Raw genomic sequence first — 19681 nt, 5'->3', positions numbered from 1 at the left:
AGTTAATAAGACGTTAAAATTGGGAGGTTGTTACATTCTAATCTTAAAATGTTCTTCGACCTGTTCTTTTCTGAAAAAAACAATACCAAAATGAAAGGTGTCTACAGTAACAGTAACAGAATTGTGATTTTTAATATAATCCCAGGCTTGAGTCATTTCTTGTGACCAATAGATATCATCAAAAATGAATATGGAGTTATTATTTGCTTTTGGCAAAAGAGCTTCAAAGTATTCAATTGTTGCGCTTTTATCGTGGTGTCCGTCAAAAAATATGAGATCAAAACTTTCTTGTTTTATTTTGGGAATGTAGTTTTTAAATGGATTATTTATTAATTGAATATTGCTGTATTTTGACAATGATTTTAGAGCAAATCTGAAGGTGTTATGACATCCTTCAACACTGATTATATTTTCAACTGAATTATTAAGAGACATAGCTTGGGTAGCAATTCCTAGAGAAGTGCCTAATTCTAATATGGACTTAAATTTAAAGTACTTTACAATTCTGAATAGGAGTTTTGCTTTTTTTAAAGGCGTTCCTGCATGAGCTGCAATATCACTGATTTTTCTGATGTTGGATTTAAATACTTTTGAGCCTGATCCAAAATCGGTGATGGTAATACTTTCTTTGTTTTTTAATAGGGCCTTACGATAATCCTTTATGAGATTGTACTCTAGGTGATTCTTTTTGTCATAAATACATTCAGTAACAAATTTGTATACAAAAGGAGAGTGTACACCATGTTTGTTTTTGGATGCTTTAAGGAATTTTAAATAAGCAAGTATCTTGTACATTTAATGCTCTAATTTTTCAGCAAGTTCAAACCAACGCAATTCTTTTTCTTCGATCAAGCTAATTATTGTCTGTAAATCTTCAGACAATTTATTGATATCCTCTTGTGATAGTTCTGGGTTGTTGAATTTACCTTCTAATGCTGTCTTGTCTAATTCTAATGATCGTATTTTTGATTCTAAATTTTTATATTCTTTTTGTTCGTTATAGGATAGTTTATTAGCTTCATTTTCCTTGACAACCTTATTTGTATCTGCTTTTACTTTGATATTTGCAGTTTTTGGCAGACTCGTATCATAAGCCCTGAAATCTGAATAATTACCAGGAAAATCGTCAATGACTCCATTGCCACGGAAAACAAATAGATGATCAACAATTTTATCCATAAAGTAACGATCATGTGATACAACTAATAAAACACCAGGAAAATCTAAGAGAAAATTTTCAAGTACGTTTAGCGTAACTATATCTAGGTCATTAGTGGGTTCATCTAAAATTAAAACGTTTGGATTTTGAATTAAAACAGTACATAAGTATAATCGTTTTTGTTCACCACCACTAAGCTTTTCAACAAAATCATACTGTTTTTTTCTGTCAAACAGGAAACGTTCAAGTAACTGCTGTGCACTAATTTGTCTTCCTTTTGCCAAGGGAATATAGTCACCATATTGTCGAATGACTTCAATTACTTTTTGACTAGGTTTAACAGGGATACCACCTTGTGTGTAATATCCAATTTTAACAGTTTCACCTAACACAATTTTACCATTATCAGGTTTTAAGCTTTGCGTCAGTAAATTCAAAAATGTGGACTTACCAGTTCCATTTTTACCGATAATACCAATGCGTTCCCCTTTCTTAAAAGTGTAGTCAAAACTATCTAATATATTTTTGTCTTTAAATGCCTTATAAACATTATGGAATTCAATGATCTTGCTTCCCAATCGTTCCATATTTATCTCTAACTGTACTTCGTGATCCTTACGTCTTTGGTGTGCCTTTTTCTTTATTTCAAAAAAATCATCTATCCTGCTTTTTGATTTTGTAGTGCGTGCTTTGGGTTGACGTCGCATCCAATCTAATTCTTTTTTAAAGAGTTGTTTCGCCTTACCAACCTCTACCAATTCATTTGCAATGCGTGCTTCTTTTTTTTCTAAGTAATAGGAATAATTTCCTTTGTAGGTAAATAACTTTCCATGGTCAAGCTCTATTATTTCGTTGCAGACACGTTCTAAAAAATAACGGTCGTGGGTTACCATGAACAGTGTTTGCTGTGTTTTTGTGAAATAGTCTTCTAACCATTCAATCATCTCTAAATCTAGATGGTTTGTAGGTTCATCTAGGATTAATATATCGGGTTTACTCAATAAGGATTGCGCTAGGGCCAATCGTTTTTTTTGCCCTCCTGAAAGCGAACTTACTTTTTGCGATAAATCTTCTAATTTTAATTGAGATAAAATTTGTTGGTATTGCGTTTCAAACTCCCAGGCATTATGTCTATCCATAGCTTCAAATGCCAACTGATATCCTTCCGAGTCTTCAGGGTTTTTGAGTGCATTTTCGTAGCTTTCAATGACTTTAAGAATAGGAATTTCCGAAGCAAATATTGTTTCCTCAATTGTAAGTTGCTTGTCTAATATAGGTTCCTGGTCTAGAAACGATAGCCTAAGTCCCTTGCGAATAATTATTTGTCCTTTATCTGGTGCATCCTTTCCTGATAAAATATTTAGAATAGAGGTTTTACCACTACCGTTTTTAGCTATAAAAGCTATTTTTTGATCCTTGTGAATGCTAAAGGACAAGCCTTCAAAGAGGACGAGTTCGCCATAAGATTTTGAAATATTTTCTACATTAAGGTAATTCACTTTTTATTTTTTACAAAGAACGTAAATAAACCAAAAATAAAGCATATAGTTTTGTTATTGTTGGTGATAGATTATATTTGTGAAATACCAAATAAAGACCTAAATGAAAAAGAACATCTTGTTTTTAATATTAATATTTTGTGTTGTCTTGTCATCATGTATTTCAAATAAAGATTTGGTGTATTTTCAAAATAAGGAAACGAGTCAGGATACTTTGATCAATAATCTATCAGAGATTCAAAAACCGTATCGTGTACAGGTCAATGACATCTTAAATATAAGGGTAAAAGCACTAGATCAAGCGAGTGTTTCCATTTATAACCCGGTTGGAGATCAGGTTTTAGATACCCAAGGTGAAGAACGTGCTTATTTAGACGGTTTCACAGTAGATATGCATGGTAATATAAGAATTCCTGTGTTGGGTGAAATAAATGTATTAGGATATACCACAGAGGAAATCCGAAAATTACTAGAACAAAAATTGTTAAAAGATCAGTTTAAAGAAACGGCTAATATTTTTGTTACGATAAAACTAGCAGGTCTCCGTTACGTAACAAATGGGGAGATAGGAAGCCCAGGCGTAAATGTTATATATAAAGACCGTGTCAATATTTTTGAGGCTATTGCCAATGCAGGAGATATCACCATAACTGGAAATAGAAAAGATGTTTTAATTATCAGACAATACCCACAGGGACAACAAATACACAGTGTAGATTTAACCGATATTAATGTTATGAAATCGCCATATTATTTTATACAAAATAACGATATGATTTACATAAAGCCTTTAAGACAAAAGTCTTGGGGTACTGGAGTGACGGGTGCAGATACGTTTAGAACCTTGTTATCTATTGCAACCTTACTTACAACAACAATATTATTAATCAATAGGTAGTAAACAATGTCAGATTTAGAATACGAATTAAATCTTGATGATAATCAACAAGTACAGTTTGATTTTAAGAGTTTGCTTTTTAAAATTTTAGGCAACTGGCCTGTAATATTAATAGCGGTTGTAATAGCTTTAAGTATCGCTGAATTTCAAAACAAAAGAAAGCAAAATATATATCGCCTTGAGAGTTTAATTTCTATAGAGAACGAACAAAGTCCATTTTTTACGGGTAATACCAGTATTTCTTTTAACTGGGGTGGTGTATCAGAAAAAGTAGGCAAAATAATTACAGGCATAAATACGAGAACCCATAATGATTTAGTTGTTGACTCTCTTCAATTCTATGTACAGTATTTGCAGCAGGGACCTTACAATCTTATTGATATTTACAAAAGCTCACCATTTGAATTATTATTAAATAAAAAGAATGATCAGATTACAAATAGATTATTAGAAATTAAGCCTCTAAATGAAAATCAGTTTCAACTTAGTGTAGATTTTACGGAAACTCCAAAGGTGAGTTTTCAAAATTATGACACAAAAACGAAAGGGCAAATAGAAGTAGTACCTAATATTTTTAAAGCGACGTTTAATTATGGGGATAACATAAATTTACCATTTTTTAGTGGTGTGATTAAGAAAAATAAGGGTATTAGCTTTAGTGCAGAATCTAATTATTTTTTAAAGTTTACAGATCATGATGCAACAGTAAATAGCTATAAAAATGCAGTGACTCCTAGAGCAAAATCAAAAAATGCATCTTCTATTCTAATTTTATCAATGCAAGGCACTAATAAGGCTCGTATTGTAGATTACCTAAATGCGACTGTAGATATTTTAGCCAAGACTGAACTAGAAAGAAAAAATATTTATGCCACCAATACCATTAAATTTATTGATAGTAGCCTATCTAAGGTAAATGAACTTCTAAAATCAAATACTTTAGAAATGAGTGATTTTAGAAACCGTAATAAAGTATTTGATATTTCTGAAGAACTCACAACTTTAGCTGAAAGTTTAAAGGACTACGATAAATCTGAGGAGATTGAGCAATCTAAATTAAGCTATCTTAATTCTTTAGAAGATTATCTTTTAACCCAAACTGACTATACCAAAATAGTAGCGCCGTCATCAGTTGGTGTTGAAATTGGTTCTCTGAATGCTATAATCGGTAATATAATTCAACTGGCTATAGAACGCCAAAACTTAGAATACACCACCCAACCCGGTAATGTGCTTTTTAATGATATTGATCGACGTATTGAATCTGAAAAAAATGTATTGTTAGAAACCATAAAATCTACTAAGCGCGTTGTCAATTCTCAAATTAACACATTGAAAGGTAAAATAGTACAATTGGAGTTAGAGTTGGCAGATTTACCTTTAGAGCAACAAGAGTATTTACAAATTCAACGCAGGTTAGATCTTAGTATCGAAGCTTATGATATCTATCAAAGTAAACTAAGCGAGGCTAAAATTATTAAGGCATCTAATGTTTCTGATATTAATTTTATTGATATGGCCAAGGATATTGGTGGTGGTAAAATAGGACCTGATACCACGCTGAATTATGTGATTGCAATAACGTTGGGTATTGGAATACCTATTCTTATTATTATTATTTTATTTCTTTTAGATACTAAGATTCGTAATGTAACAGATGTTGAGAAGTTATCACAAATTCCAATTTTAGGTCTAATAGGAAAGATAGCTCACCCTAATAATCTTATTGTACATGAGCAACCCCAATCTTCAGTTTCTGAATCATTCAGGTCTGTTAGGTCAAGTCTACAATTTATTTTGGGCAAAAATAAAATATCAGACACATTGGCTCAAACTATACTCGTCACCTCCTCTGTGAGTGGAGAGGGTAAAACCTTTTGTTCTATAAATATAGCTTCAGTATATGCTTCAGCAGGTAAAAAAACCTTACTCATGGGGCTAGATTTAAGAAAGCCAAAAATATTTAACGACTTTGATCTAGATAATACGGAGGGTATAGTTGATTATATGATAGGAGAACGACAATTAGATGAAGTCCTTAAAAAAACCCATATTAAGAATTTAGATTTAATTTCGTCAGGTCCAATACCACCTAATCCGTCAGAATTGTTGATGAGTGATAAATTAACTGAGGCCATGTCGATATTAAAACACCAGTATGACTATATTATTTTAGATTCTCCTCCTCTGGGATTGGTAACTGATGCTTTAGATCTATCACGATTTTCAGATGCCATTCTTTATCTGGTACGTTTTGACTATACTCAAAAAGGCATGTTGCAATTAATCAATGCAAAATATAAAAACAGGGAAATTCATAATGTAAGTTACATCCTTAATTTTTACCAGCATAAAGCCCAATATGGTTATACTTATGGCAAGGGTTATGGTTACGGCTATGGCTATGGCTATGGGAGCTATGGAAGTTCATATCATAAAAATAATAAACGATCTATTTGGTCTAGGGCTAAAAAATTGATCTCAAGGAACAAAAAATAGAGTATTTGATAACAAAGCCTCAGCTTAGAGTAAAACGTTATTTCGATTTTATATTAGCACTTATTCTTCTGCCAATTCTTATGCTGCCAATATTTCTTTTAGTATTATTTTGTACAATTGATACAAGGAGATGGGGAGTATTTTCACAGTTAAGGGTTGGGCAACATGCCAAGCTATTTAAGATTTATAAATTAAGAACCTTAAAGGAAGAAAGACATGTCTTAGGACAATTGGACAGAAGTGCGACGCGCCTTGGTAAATTTTTAAGACGGACTAAATTAGATGAATTTCCTCAGATCTTTAATGTCTTAATTGGTAATATGAGTTTTGTTGGGCCAAGACCTGATATACAAGGGTTTGCGGATGAATTAGAAGGAGAAGACAGAAAAATTTTAATTGTTAAACCTGGTATCACTGGTCCAGCAACTTTAAAATATAAGTATGAAGAACGTGTATTAGAGCGACAAAAAGATCCAGAGTATTTCAATAGAACGATTATTTGGGTAGATAAAGTGAAAATCAACAAGAAGTACTTAGAGAATTATAGTTTTTCCTTAGATTTGAAAATCATTTTTAAATCTACTTTTAACATATGACTTACACTAAAGATAAAATTGCCATAATTGGACTAGGTTATGTCGGTTTACCACTTGCCGTTGAATTTGCAAAACAATTCTTAGTAGTGGGGTTTGATATAAATAAGCAACGCATAAATGAACTTAATTCTGGTGTGGATAATACCCTTGAAGTTGAAGATAAAAACCTTCAGGCTGTATTAACTACAAACCTCGAATCTGACAAAGGACTTTTTATAACTGATGATATTGACGCATTATCTGAAGCAAATATTTATATTATAACTGTACCAACGCCAACTGATGTTCTGAATAAGCCTGTTTTTACTCCCTTGATTAAGGCTAGTGAGACTGTTGGTAAAGTATTATCGAAGAATGATATTGTGGTATATGAATCTACTGTTTATCCCGGCGCAACTGAAGATATTTGTATCCCTGTTCTAGAAAAGTATTCTAGTTTAGTGTATAACAAAGATTTTTATGCAGGATACTCGCCAGAACGGATTAATCCTGGAGATAAAAAACATACTGTAACCAAGATTTTAAAAGTAACATCAGGTTCAACGCCTGAGATTGCTGAGAAAATAGATAATCTTTATAAAAAAGTAATAACTGCAGGAACGCATTTAGCCCCATCAATTAAAGTTGCTGAGGCAGCTAAGGTGATTGAAAATTCACAACGAGACATAAATATTGCTTTTGTAAATGAATTATCTAAGATATTTAGACTTTTAGACATTGATACAAAAGCAGTATTAGAAGCTGCGGGTACAAAATGGAATTTCTTAAAGTTTTCACCAGGTTTAGTTGGTGGTCATTGTATAGGTGTAGATCCCTATTATTTAGCTCAAAAGGCTATCGAGTCAGGATATAATCCTGAAATTATTCTTGCTGGACGTAAGATGAATGATAGTATGGGTAGTTATGTAGCAACTGAGACTGTGAAAATGATGATTAATAAAGGAGCCACGATTAAAGGGTCTAAAGCATTAGTGTTAGGAATTACATTTAAAGAAAATTGTCCTGATATCAGAAATTCTCGTGTAATTGATATTATAGAAGAATTACAATCGTATCATGTCAATGTAGATGTATATGATCCTTGGGCATCTAAGGTAGAAGTTAAACACGAATATGGTTTAGATTTAATTACAGATCAAAGTAAACTAGGCTCAGATTATGAGGCTATAATTCTAGCAGTTTCTCATAAAGAATTCCTAGAAATTAACTTAAATAGCATGAAGTCAGACCAATGCGTAACTTTTGATGTTAAATCGTTACTTCCGTTAGATGCTATTGATGCGCGGCTATAACAAATTTAAGAAATAGTATGTACTCAAATCCACATCATAAACAAGATATCTCAAACCTAAGTTTTTTAATTACAGGAGGAGGCGGTTTTATAGGTTCAAACTTAGTAGAATATCTTTTAAAGTATAATGCCAAGAAAGTAAGAGTCTTGGATGATTTCTCAAATGGCTACAGAGAAAATCTTACAGAATTTATGAATAATCCTACCTTTGAATTAATTGAAGGCGATATACGTGACCTTGACACCTGTAAAAACGCCATGGAAGGCATGGATTATGTAAGCCACCAGGCTGCATTAGGTTCCGTACCAAGATCTATCAATGATCCAGCAACAACCAATGACGTAAATATTACTGGCTTTTTAAATATGATGATTGCGCTTAAGGATAGCAAAACCGTCAAAAGAATGGTTTACGCCGCCTCAAGTTCAACGTATGGTGATAGCAAATCATTACCCAAATTAGAGGATAAGATAGGTAAGCCTTTATCACCTTATGCGGTTACAAAATATGTTAATGAATTATATGCGGATGTATTTGGGACTACTTACAATACTGATGTTATTGGTTTAAGATACTTTAATGTGTTTGGGCCTAAGCAGAGTCCTAATGGTGCGTATGCCGCTGTTATACCCTTATTCATGCAATCTTTGAAAGATAATAAGCCATCAAAAATTAATGGTGACGGGGAGCAAACTCGCGATTTCACATTTATTGATAATGTTATTCAGGCTAATGTAAAAGGATTTTTTGCATCAAAAGAGGCTAAGAATGAGGTTTTTAATGTAGCATGTGGAGAACGTATAACAATTAATTATCTCTGGGACTCCCTTAGAGTTGCAGCTGGCTCAGAATTAAAAGCCATATATGGACCACCAAGACAAGGGGATGTTAGAGATTCATTAGCAGATATTTCAAAAGCAGAACGCTTATTGGGTTATAAACCGCAATACACTGTGCGTGAAGGGTTAAAAATTACTTGGGATTCTTTTAATTAATTTCCTGAGAATCAAATCAAAAATTTATCTTTTTCTAAATTGTTAAAATCCCTTTAATAATTGCAGTAGTAAATCATTTATTTCTACCATTTCATTTGTTATATTGGCTCAGACTAAAGCTCGAAAATTGAAAACAACCGAAGACAATTGGTTATATACTATTTCATCAAAACATAAATTAATAGACCTCAATCTAAAAGAAATATGGAGGTATAAAGATTTATTATTCTTGTTTGTAAAACGTGATATTGTAACGGTTTATAAACAAACAATACTTGGTCCTTTATGGTTTTTGATTCAACCACTTTTTACATCTGTAATTTTTACATTAGTATTTAATAATCTTGGGCAGATACAAACTGGTGATATTCCCCCTTTTCTTTTTAATTTGGCAGGAATCACTGCCTGGAATTATTTTAAAGAATGCTTAACAGGAACCTCAGGGACCTTTACCAAAAATCAAAATATTTTTGGTAAGGTGTATTTTCCTAGAGTCATTATGCCAATGTCAGTTACCATTTCAAACCTCTTGAAATTTGGAATTCAAATAGGAATATTTACTGGATTTTATCTTTTCTACTATTTTCAAGGAAGTGGCGTTAATATAAATATCAATATTGTACTGTTTCCAATTTATGTGTTGTTAATGGCACTATTAGGTCTAGGCTTCGGAATGATTATTTCATCTATGACTACTAAATATCGAGACCTGACTATTTTAGTTGGTTTTGGAGTGCAGTTACTAATGTATCTTTCGGCAGTTCCCTATCCAGTGTCTGAAGCAAAATTAAAATTCCCAGAATGGGTTGTACCTATTGTAGTATATAATCCATTAACGCAAATTATAGAGGGCTTTAGATTTATGTTATTGGATTCTGGAACATTTAGTTGGACGAGTTTTGGTTATACAACATTAATAAGTGTTGTAATATTCTTATTGGGATTAATTATTTTTAACAGAACTGAAAAAAGTTTTATAGATACAGTCTAATGGTGAGTAGTGAAAGGTGAATGGTGAGGAGTGAGTTGTTAGAAGTTAATCGAAAAAGAAATTATATGAATCATAAGGATTTAGATGTTTGGAAGAAAAGTATGGAATTAGCTGAATTAATGTATTCAGTGACGAAATCTTTTCCAGAATCTGAGCGTTATGGTTTGACTAGTCAGATGAGAAGAGCTGCCGTTTCTGTGCCTTCAAACATTGCTGAAGGTGCTGCTAGACAAAGTGATAAAGAACTAATTCAATTTCTGATGATTGCACTAGGATCACTTTCGGAATTAGAAACTCAGTATCTCTTGTCAATTAGGTTAGGAATGACAGCCGAGGATAATAAAGTATTGGATTTAATAATTAATGTAAAGAAATTAATCTTAGGGTTGAGAAACTATTTGAGGAATAAATAACAACTCACGTTTCACAATTCACAACTCACATAAAATGAGCGTCATTTTAAGAGCAGAAAATATATCTAAACAATACCGATTAGGTTTAGTTGGTACTGGCACTATAAGTCATGATTTAAATAGATGGTGGCATAAAGTACGTGGTAAAGACGATCCATTCTTGAAAATAGGAGAAGTAAACGACAGAAGTACCAAAGGAGAAAGTGACTATGTTTGGGCTTTAAAAGATATTAATTTTGAAGTGAAGCGCGGTGAAGTGCTTGGTGTTATTGGGAAAAATGGTGCAGGAAAATCGACTTTATTAAAAATTTTATCTAGGGTTACAAGCCCAACAACAGGTGAAATTAAAACAAAAGGACGCATTGCATCCTTATTAGAAGTTGGTACAGGCTTTCACCCAGAAATGACTGGGAGAGAAAACATTTATTTAAATGGTGCTATTTTAGGAATGACCAAAGCAGAAATTCGCTCTAAAATAGATGAGATCATTGACTTTTCTGGCTGTGAGCGTTATATAGATACACCAGTAAAACGATACTCTTCAGGGATGACCGTGCGTTTAGCATTTGCGGTGGCTGCGCATTTAGAACCCGATATTTTAGTAGTAGATGAGGTGTTAGCAGTTGGTGATGCTGAGTTCCAAAAAAAGGCCATTGGTAAAATGCAAGACATCTCAAAAGGAGATGGTAGAACGGTGTTGTTTGTGAGTCATAATATGGGGAGTTTGCAAAGAATTTGTACAAGAGCTTTATTATTAGAAAATGGTGAATTAGTATATGAAGGTTCTGTTGAAAATACTATTGAGAAGTATATCAAGCATGGAGAACGCAATTCTAAAACTTTAATTAATAATGATTTGAATTTACCTCTTTGTGTTACTGGGGCTGAGCTAATTTCTGACAGTAAAGGAGTTATAGATGTTGAAGATGATATTAAATTTAAGATAACTTATAAAGTTAATAAAGCAGATTGTGAAAATTCAATAGCTATAAGATTAGTAAGAAATGGAACAATTTTATTCACAGATTTTGTTAAAATAAACGACGAATATTGTTTAGATAAGCAGTTGGGAAGTTTTCAAGTGATTTCTAAAAACTTTCCTAAAAGATTGCTTAAATCAGGAAGTTACTCTGTTGATATTCATGTAGGAATAATTAAAAAGCAGGTAATTCAAAGGGTAGATGGAGTATTAGATTTTGATGTAGAACTATCTTCAAAACATGGGTACAATTCATCTTTTTCAAAAGATAGACCAGGAGTTATCGGTGTAAATATTGATTGGGATTTAATGTTATGAAAAAGAATGTTCTATATCGATTTTTAAGAAAGTTATATCATAAACTGTTTGGTTTGGATGTGAAAAGAGTAGAAGTGAATTCAAACCCTGAAAAGAATTTTTTTAAAAATGGGGATGCAAATCAGCCATTTAGTGAGCTGCCCTTTGCAGGAGAATCAATGGAGTATCTAATTAAAAACTATGACTTTGAAACAATTTTAGATATTGGAAGTGGTGAAGGAAGACATAGTGATTTACTCGTATCTTTTGATAAAAGAGTAACTTCGATAGATTATGGACGGTCAGTTTATTTTGAACAGAGAATTGAAAAGCATACTTGTATCTTTGGAGATTATTATGAATTTCAATTTGAAGAAAAGTTTGATGCTATTTGGATTTCACATGTTTTAGAGCATCAACCTAATCCAAACTTATTTTTAACTAAAGTTCATTCGGATTTAAAAGAAGGTGGTGTGTTGGCAATTACAGTACCACCATTAAAGCACGAGATTGTTGGAGGCCATGTGTCTTTATGGAATGCAGGTCTTCTAATGTATAATTTGGTACTTGCCGGGTTTAATTGTAAAGACATAAGGATAAAATCTTATGGTTATAACATTGGGATTATGCTTGTTAAAAAAAGTATTTTAAATTTTCCGGAACTTAGCTACGATAAGGGAGATATTATCAAACTGAAAGAGTTTTTTCCAGATAGTATTTCTGAACCTTTCGATGGAGATATTAAAATACTTAACTGGTAAATAATGATTAGTAATTCAAACGATCAGTTGATAGTTTTTAATGAGGTAAAAATTAATTGGATAGTAAAAAGCATTTCCAGTTTTAAATTCTCTATTTATAAGAATGGAATTAAATATTTGCCTTTAAATGAAAATAATGTTGACCAAAACCTTATAAATTTTAATGATCTTAACTTGAATATGAAATACAAATCAATACAATTGTATGATGTAGCGATTTATAATATTTGCAACGATTTAGGAATATTTAAAGACGAATTAAGTTTAGAGGTACATATAGATACAGTTAAGAAGTGGTTTTCTCGAGCTATTAATACAATAGACTATTTAGAAAAAGCTTTTGAAGAAAACGACGTAGCAGGTGCTTTAATCTTTCATGGACATCTTTTGTTTGATGCGTGCTTGTTAGAATTTTGTAGAACAAGACAAACAAAATTTTTAACCCTTGAACTAACGGCGAATAAAAACAAAATTGTATGGGATAATATTTCAGGCTTTGTAGTTACTTATAACCTGTCAAAGAATTTTTTTGATAAGTATATTTATACTCTTGACGAAAATTTAGTGAACGAGTATGTGAAAAATTATATTGAAAATATTCATTCTGTTAAAAGAGAAGAACATTCTTCAAATACTCAATTACAAAATCAGTTAAAAACAGATAAACCATATATTTTATTCTTAGGTCAGGTATATAACGATGCATCTCAGCTATTTACAATTGAAAATGACATTGGCAACCCGGTTAACATTATATATAAACTAGAAGAGATATTAAATCGAGCTAACTTAAGTTTAGTAGTTAAATTGCATCCAAAAGAAATAAATGGAAGAAACCCTGTAACTCAAAAACTGTATGATAACCCTACATATTCTAGAATAGCCAAGAACATAAAGTCAAATAATATACATATCGATAGTGTTAATCAATATGATACATTTCAACTGATAAAAAATTCAAAAGCAGTAGTAACATTAAATTCGCAAGCAGGTTTAGAAGCTAGCCTTTTTAATAAACCCATATTTTGTTATTATAAAGGATTTTATTCTAATTTAGGATTTACAAATGATTATTCTAATTTAGAAGAATTAGAATCTAAACTCTTAGAATTTATTAATGATGATAAAGCTATTAAAAATGAATTATATGCTAAAGGCTTTTTTTATATCTTTTTTGAAAAATATTGTTTTGAATTAAACGAACTTAACCTAATTAATAAAGTTATTGAAATATTTAATTTGAAGACAAAGAAAAGGAACAAATTACTCGTGTTTTACAAAAAACAAACTCAATATTTTAAATATCAATTGTTTAAGTTTACTTGCAAAGCAAGAAAAATGATAAAGAAATAGAAAAATTTATTTTTAATAAGTTAGAAAAAATATAGTCTAGAATGACTAAAGATAGCTATCCCAAAATATCAATAATAACACCAGTTTATAATCAGGCAGATTATATTGAAGCAACCATACTTTCTGTTATCGAGCAAGACTATCCTAATTTAGATTATATCATAGTTGATGGAGGGAGTACCGATGGTACAATAGATATAATTAAAAAGTATGAAAAACAAATCACAAAATGGATAAGTGAACCAGATAAAGGTATGTATGATGCCTTGAATAAGGGCTTTAAACTATCAACAGGTGACATTATGGGATGGATTAATAGTGACGATATTTTACTAAATAGGTCATTGTTTAATTTGGCAAAAATTTTTACAGATGTAAAAAAAGTGAACTGGGTACAAGGCTCAAGTAGTTATATTGATTTAAGTGGAAGAGTCATAAATATAGCAATGCCTAAACGGTTTAGTTTTCTAATGTTTTTAAATAATGATTATAAATGGATACAGCAAGAGTCTACATTTTGGAGACGTAGTTTGTGGGAGAGAGCAGGAAGTAAAATTGATGATAACCTAAAACTTGCTGGCGATTTTGAATTGTGGTTTCGATTTTTTCAATATGATCGCTTGTACAATTGTAATTTGCCAATTGGAGCATGGCGTAAACGAGATGGTCAATTATCTGCGCTGCGAAAAGATGATTATATTAAGGAAATAAACTTGGTTATTGAGACTCATAATATAGACGCAAAAACAACGAGGGCATTAAAACAAATTAAACGTTTAGATGTCTACATTTCTATACTCAAATCACTTAAAATATTTAATGTAAATTATTTAGTCGGCAAAAGAGCAAAGTATTATAATATCATAGATAATGAAATTTACTATTCTTATATGGATAGAGTGTTTAAGACCATATATTAAAGGTGATTTTAGCCTGAAAATTAAATCAAAATTAATTTGAGTATTAAAAGTTTTAAACAACATATTAGAGAACGACTTTATAAACGATATAATATTAGTTTTTCAAAATCTGGAGACGATATTCAATTGCATAAACTCATCAAAGCAAAGTCACCAGGTATTTATGTTGATATAGGTTGTTGGCATCCTACAAAAGCATCAAACACTTATTATTTTTACTTGAGAGGATGGAAAGGGCTATGTATTGATCCAAACCCTGAATTAAAAGAATTATACAATAAAACACGTCCAAATGATAGTTTTTTAAATTTTGGAGTTGGTAATTCAGAAGACTTAGAGTATTATATGTTAGAGGAACCACATAGCTCGATGAATACACTGAATCTTGATTTTTTAAAAAAACATAACTTAACAAATAAGATTAAAAAAACGATAATAGTTCCAACTTACTCTTTAAGACAAATTCTAGACGAGAGTTTAACTCCAAATGACCGACTAGATTTTTTTGATGTTGATGTAGAAGGGTTTGATTTAGAGGTTTTAAAAACAAATGATTGGAATAAATACCGACCAAAAGTTATTATTGTTGAAAGCGATATGTTATTAAAAAAAGATATAACTTCTCCAATTGTTAAGTATTTAGAGTCTAAAAACTATAAATTTATCGGAAAATCAATTATTATGGGTGATTTGGGGAATTTATTTTTAATTGATCAAAAACAAATTTAGTTTTCGTTGTAAGATGTATTTCAACAAGAATAAATATTTAAGTAATTAAATAAAAATGATTTAACTCTCTTAGAGTTTTTTTAACAACAATGACAAGAATATTAATAACTGGAGGCGCTGGAAATATTGGGAGCGCTTTAACTGATAAATTGGCTGAAAACAAAAATAACCAAATAGTTATTGTAGATAATTTTTCTACTGGCGATATTACTAAAATTCCAATTAAAGATAACGTCATTTTTATTAAAGCTGATGTAAACCAATATAAAGACATTATGCCAATATTTGGTCGCTTTGAATTTACATACGTATTTCATCTAGCTGCTGTTGTTGGTGTTGCGCGTACTCTAGAAAATCCCATTGCTGTATTAGATGATATTGAAGGGATAAAAAATATTTTGTCATTATCTAAAAACACAGGAGTTAATCGTGTTTTTTATTCCAGTTCATCCGAGGTTTATGGTGAGCCATTTGAGAGTCCTCAAAACGAAAACACAACTCCTTTGAACTCCAGATTGCCTTATGCTATAGTTAAAAATGTTGGCGAAGCTTTTTTTAAGAGCTATCAAAAGGAGTATGGATTGGACTATACAATTTTTAGATTTTTCAATACCTATGGACCAAATCAAAGTGAAGATTTTGTAGTTCCTAGGTTTTTAAAGATGGCTATGAATAATGAGCCTATAAGCATTTATGGTGATGGTTTGCAAACAAGATCCTTTTGTTATGTAGATGATACTGTTAGCACTTGTATAAAAGCAATGCAATCTTCAGAATTTAAAAATGACGTATTAAATGTAGGGAGTGATAAAGAGATGTCTATTTTAAGCCTTGCTCAACTTATTATAAAGATTACAGACTCAAAATCTGAGATTTTACATTTGGATGCTTTAGAAGAAGGCGATATGAAACGTAGATGCCCAGATAATTCTAAAATGCAAAAAATATTAGGAAGAGAATTAACACCATTGACCGAAGGATTAAACAAATTAATAAGCTATTATGAGAATAGGGCAAAATCCTGAAAAATCTAATGTAGAATTATCTACTAATGTTTTGCATCGAATTGTAATACCTGTTTACATACCAAACCTAGATGAGGATTATTTTAAAGATGGGTTGGATATTTTAAAGTTATGTATTGAATCTTTATTAAATGCCATTCATAATAAAACAAGAATTTCAATAATTAATAATGGATCGTGTGTTGAAGTTAGTTCGTATTTAGAGGAATTGTATGAACAACGTATAGAAATCGATCAGTTATTAAATTCAAAGATAAATTTAGGAAAAGTAAATGCGCTTTATAGTGTTATAAAAAGCTGTTTAGAGCCGATTATTACAGTAACAGATTCCGATGTAATGTTTTTACCTAATTGGCAAAGTGCATGCGAAACTATTTTAAACGATTTTCCTGAAGCTGGTATGGTATCTCCAGTTCCTAGTAGTTTAGGTTATGCAAATGCATTTATAAATAGTACTGTTTATTATGCTTTTTTTAAAGAAAAAATAAAATTTTCTAAAGTTGTATATCCGGAGGGGCTCCTTAATTTTCAGAAAAGTATAGGTAGAGTAATGTATAACGACTATCATTTACAAAACTACCTTACAGTGAGTAATAAAAAAAATAAAGCAGTTATTGGTTGTGGACATTTTGTAGCAACGTTTAGAGCTGAGGTATTTGAAAATTCTCCGAAACAAATTTGTAAAGAGAAAATAGTTGGAGGTAGTGAGAATAGGTATTTGGACTTTCCAAATGACCATGGAGGTTATTTAAGATTGGCAACAATGGATAACTATGCCTATCATCTTGGGAATGTTAAAGAAGATTGGATGTTCAGGGTGCTTAAGGATAATGCTGATAAACCCAAACCAGAGCCACTAAAAAAAATTTCAAAAGGAAAACCCTTAAAAAAACACCAATATTTTATGGGTAAAGTATTACATAGATTATGTTTGGTTAAATTCAAGAAGCAGTTTTTTAAATATAAAGGTTTAAGTAAAGAAGCCGCACAAGAGTATTGATTTTATGACAAATTCATTATCGATTATTACTGTTAATTATAATAATGCAGATGGTTTATCAAAAACCATAAAAAGCATATTGAATCAATCCTTTAAAGGGTTTGAGTATATTATTATTGACGGGGGCAGTACAGATAATAGTTTAGAGATAATAAAAACCCATAAAGAGCATATTACGCATTGGGTTAACGAACCTGATAAAGGAGCATATAACGCTATGAATAAAGGCTTGCGGTCTGCGACTGGTGATTATGTCTTGTTTTTGAACAGCGGTGATTTATTATTTAATAGCGCAACTTTAGAACAGGTTTTAAAAAATATTACTCCAAATGACGACCTAATTTATGGTGATGTAGTATTACGAAATGAGGAACTCAATACTGAACGTGCGCAAGTACATCCCGAAATACTACCGTTTTCTTATTTTTACAAGCAAACTATTTGTCATCAAGCCTGCTTTATTAAACGAAGTTTATTTGATAGAATTTTTTATTTCAATGAGGATTATAAAATTAGTGCAGATTGGGAGTTTTTAATTTATGCCATTTACATAGAAAAAGTAAACTTTAAAAAAGTAGATATAGTAGTTTCTGTTTACGATATGGGTGGTATTTCTAGCAACTCAAAGTATAGATTAACCACTATTAGAGAACGCGAAAAAACTATGGACAAGTATTTTCCGTTATTTAAAGAAGACTATAAAATATTTACATCATATTCATCCAAGAGATTTTCACAATTAAAACGTATTGAAAGCTCAGTGTTTTTAAGAAAAGTAGTATCTGTATTATTTAAATTAATGTTGTTTTTGGTGCCAAATAAAAGGAATTAATATTTATTGCTATTATAAAATAAAACCATGTCTAAAGTTATTTTAATATCACAAAAGCCTTTACCTTATCATGAAATAGGTAGTTGGACAACCATGTATAAAAATTACTTTGAAACTGGAAAAAGCAACATAGATATTATTATATGTGAAGCACCTCAAACTAAATTTAATAACGTAGAATATTGTATTGTACCAAATACAACTTCAACAAAAATAAAGCGAAGATTTTCTAAAAACCCCTACCAAGTTTATATTGACACACTTGTTAAATGCTTAAAGTTTCGTGAAAAGTATGTTATTCAGATTGTAGATAATTTTGGTCTGGCGAAAGCGCTTTGTGATTTTTTAGAGGATGATTTACAGTTGAGGTCACGTTTATTTATTCAGTTCTTTTATCATGGATACCCACCTTTTTTTGGCAACTTTGAAAGCAGGTGGTTTTTTGAGTTTATAGACGAAATGGTTTTGCTAACCCATTCATCTTATATAGAGCACAAAGAGGCATACACTATTTTGCCTTGTCTATTTTCGGTTTTACATAACGGCATAGATGCTGAAAAGTTTTTTAGAGCGTCTGAAGATGAAAAGCGTAAATTAAAGCAAAAATATCAGGTTGAAGATAATACAGTGTTTTTATGGTGTTCACAAGATAGATCCAAAAAAGGACTTGACCTTATTCTTTATGTTTGGAAAATGTTACTTAAGAAACACAATAATATAGAATTATGGGTTATTGGTGCACAAAGAGACATACAGTTAAACCATGTTAAGTTTTTCGGAAAACTTCCAAATGATAAACTGCCAGAATATTATCAAACTTCCGATTGTTATTTGTTTCCCGTTTTAAATCATGAAGGTTTTGGTTTAACCCTAATAGAAGCGTTAAACTGTGGTAATTATTGTATAGCATCAGCACTCGGAGGTGTACCAGAAGTATTACAATACGGTAAGATTGGAAAATTAATTGAAAACCCTCATTTTATTGACGAATGGATTATTGCTGTTGAAGATTTTCTGAAACATAAACACGTATTTAAAAACAAACAAACTCAGCTGTATACAGTTGAAAATTGGATGAAGAATATGAATACTATTATTCTTAATGCAAAGCAACTATTAGAATAATGAAACTAAAAAAAAAACATTAAATTTTTTTTAAAGGTCAATTTCAAAAAAGAGGTTTTAAGATTCAAAATGTGTATCATTTCAATTTTTTAAATAGTTTATTATATCAATTCATTAAAAAAAATAAAGAATTAAACTTCATACAAATTGGCGCAAATGATGGTAAACGATTTGATCCCATTCATGAGTTTATTAAATATAATAAACATTTTGTAGAAGGTTTGGTGGTGGAGCCTGTTAAAGATTACTATAATCAGTTATGTGAAACATACAAAGAATACCCAAAAATAAAACCTTTGAATTTAGCAATCCATAATT

General features: G+C 31.0%; 18 protein-coding genes. 16 read left to right on the top strand and 2 right to left on the bottom strand.

Annotated features, from left to right (window positions below):
* Nucleotides 1-30 precede the first annotated feature (30 nt).
* Together DUZ96_RS07200 and DUZ96_RS07195 are read right to left on the bottom strand one after the other, a co-directional pair.
* A complete protein-coding gene (locus tag DUZ96_RS07200) occupies nucleotides 31-795 on the bottom strand; it encodes an O-methyltransferase (protein WP_114301264.1) in 765 nt (254 codons plus the stop codon).
* Nucleotides 796-2658: an ABC-F family ATP-binding cassette domain-containing protein gene (locus DUZ96_RS07195; protein WP_114301263.1), complete on the bottom strand. Its 1863-nt coding sequence runs from the start codon at nucleotides 2656-2658 to the stop codon at nucleotides 796-798.
* A gap of 103 nt (nucleotides 2659-2761) precedes the next feature.
* On the opposite strand from DUZ96_RS07195, the gene DUZ96_RS07190 reads away from it, so the two are divergent.
* From DUZ96_RS07190 to DUZ96_RS07115, 16 genes are all read left to right on the top strand, one after another.
* A complete protein-coding gene (locus DUZ96_RS07190) occupies nucleotides 2762-3556 on the top strand; it encodes a polysaccharide biosynthesis/export family protein (protein WP_114301262.1) in 795 nt (264 codons plus the stop codon).
* A 6-nt stretch (nucleotides 3557-3562) separates the two neighbouring features.
* Nucleotides 3563-6055, top strand: a complete 2493-nt coding sequence (locus DUZ96_RS07185; protein WP_114301261.1) for a tyrosine-protein kinase — start codon at nucleotides 3563-3565, stop codon at nucleotides 6053-6055.
* 5 nt (nucleotides 6056-6060) lie between these two features.
* Nucleotides 6061-6651 carry a sugar transferase gene (locus DUZ96_RS07180; RefSeq protein WP_258774335.1) on the top strand — a complete coding sequence of 197 codons (591 nt, stop codon included), beginning with the start codon at nucleotides 6061-6063 and terminating at the stop codon, nucleotides 6649-6651.
* The gene (locus DUZ96_RS07175; RefSeq protein WP_114301260.1) at nucleotides 6648-7943 is read left to right on the top strand and encodes a nucleotide sugar dehydrogenase; all 1296 of its coding nucleotides are present in this window, start codon (nucleotides 6648-6650) and stop codon (nucleotides 7941-7943) included. The genes DUZ96_RS07180 and DUZ96_RS07175 overlap by 4 nt, the downstream gene beginning before the upstream one ends.
* A 17-nt stretch (nucleotides 7944-7960) precedes the next feature.
* Nucleotides 7961-8938 carry an SDR family oxidoreductase gene (locus tag DUZ96_RS07170; RefSeq protein ID WP_114301259.1) on the top strand — a complete coding sequence of 326 codons (978 nt, stop codon included), beginning with the start codon at nucleotides 7961-7963 and terminating at the stop codon, nucleotides 8936-8938.
* Nucleotides 8939-9065: 127 nt separating this feature from the next.
* Nucleotides 9066-9929 carry an ABC transporter permease gene (locus tag DUZ96_RS07165; RefSeq protein WP_114301345.1) on the top strand — a complete coding sequence of 288 codons (864 nt, stop codon included), beginning with the start codon at nucleotides 9066-9068 and terminating at the stop codon, nucleotides 9927-9929.
* A gap of 65 nt (nucleotides 9930-9994) precedes the next feature.
* Nucleotides 9995-10342 (top strand): four helix bundle protein, encoded by a 348-nt coding sequence (locus tag DUZ96_RS07160; RefSeq protein WP_114301344.1) that lies wholly within the window; start codon nucleotides 9995-9997, stop codon nucleotides 10340-10342.
* 34 nt (nucleotides 10343-10376) lie between these two features.
* Complete coding sequence (locus DUZ96_RS07155) at nucleotides 10377-11639, top strand: ABC transporter ATP-binding protein (protein ID WP_114301258.1); 1263 nt, start codon at nucleotides 10377-10379, stop codon at nucleotides 11637-11639.
* The gene (locus tag DUZ96_RS07150) at nucleotides 11636-12379 is read left to right on the top strand and encodes a bifunctional 2-polyprenyl-6-hydroxyphenol methylase/3-demethylubiquinol 3-O-methyltransferase UbiG (RefSeq protein ID WP_114301257.1); all 744 of its coding nucleotides are present in this window, start codon (nucleotides 11636-11638) and stop codon (nucleotides 12377-12379) included. Before DUZ96_RS07155 ends, DUZ96_RS07150 begins: the two co-directional genes overlap by 4 nt.
* A 180-nt stretch (nucleotides 12380-12559) precedes the next feature.
* Nucleotides 12560-13732 carry a hypothetical protein gene (locus DUZ96_RS07145; RefSeq protein WP_181855244.1) on the top strand — a complete coding sequence of 391 codons (1173 nt, stop codon included), beginning with the start codon at nucleotides 12560-12562 and terminating at the stop codon, nucleotides 13730-13732.
* A gap of 41 nt (nucleotides 13733-13773) precedes the next feature.
* Entirely contained in the window at nucleotides 13774-14652 is an 879-nt protein-coding gene (locus tag DUZ96_RS07140; RefSeq protein WP_114301255.1) for a glycosyltransferase family 2 protein, read from the top strand.
* Nucleotides 14653-14688: 36 nt separating this feature from the next.
* The gene (locus DUZ96_RS07135; protein WP_181855243.1) at nucleotides 14689-15381 is read left to right on the top strand and encodes an FkbM family methyltransferase; all 693 of its coding nucleotides are present in this window, start codon (nucleotides 14689-14691) and stop codon (nucleotides 15379-15381) included.
* 89 nt (nucleotides 15382-15470) lie between these two features.
* Nucleotides 15471-16406, top strand: a complete 936-nt coding sequence (locus DUZ96_RS07130; RefSeq protein ID WP_114301253.1) for an NAD-dependent epimerase/dehydratase family protein — start codon at nucleotides 15471-15473, stop codon at nucleotides 16404-16406.
* Nucleotides 16384-17406: a glycosyltransferase family A protein gene (locus DUZ96_RS07125; protein WP_114301252.1), complete on the top strand. Its 1023-nt coding sequence runs from the start codon at nucleotides 16384-16386 to the stop codon at nucleotides 17404-17406. The genes DUZ96_RS07130 and DUZ96_RS07125 overlap by 23 nt, the downstream gene beginning before the upstream one ends.
* A 4-nt stretch (nucleotides 17407-17410) precedes the next feature.
* Nucleotides 17411-18238: a glycosyltransferase family 2 protein gene (locus DUZ96_RS07120; protein WP_114301251.1), complete on the top strand. Its 828-nt coding sequence runs from the start codon at nucleotides 17411-17413 to the stop codon at nucleotides 18236-18238.
* 27 nt (nucleotides 18239-18265) lie between these two features.
* Nucleotides 18266-19363 (top strand): glycosyltransferase family 4 protein, encoded by a 1098-nt coding sequence (locus DUZ96_RS07115; protein ID WP_114301250.1) that lies wholly within the window; start codon nucleotides 18266-18268, stop codon nucleotides 19361-19363.
* Nucleotides 19364-19681 lie beyond the last annotated feature (318 nt).

It is taken from the genome of Winogradskyella sp. KYW1333, assembly GCF_003335675.1.
In the GTDB taxonomy this organism is placed as follows: Bacteria; Bacteroidota; Bacteroidia; order Flavobacteriales; family Flavobacteriaceae; genus Winogradskyella.
This window is presented reverse-complemented; position numbering and strand designations above follow the sequence as displayed.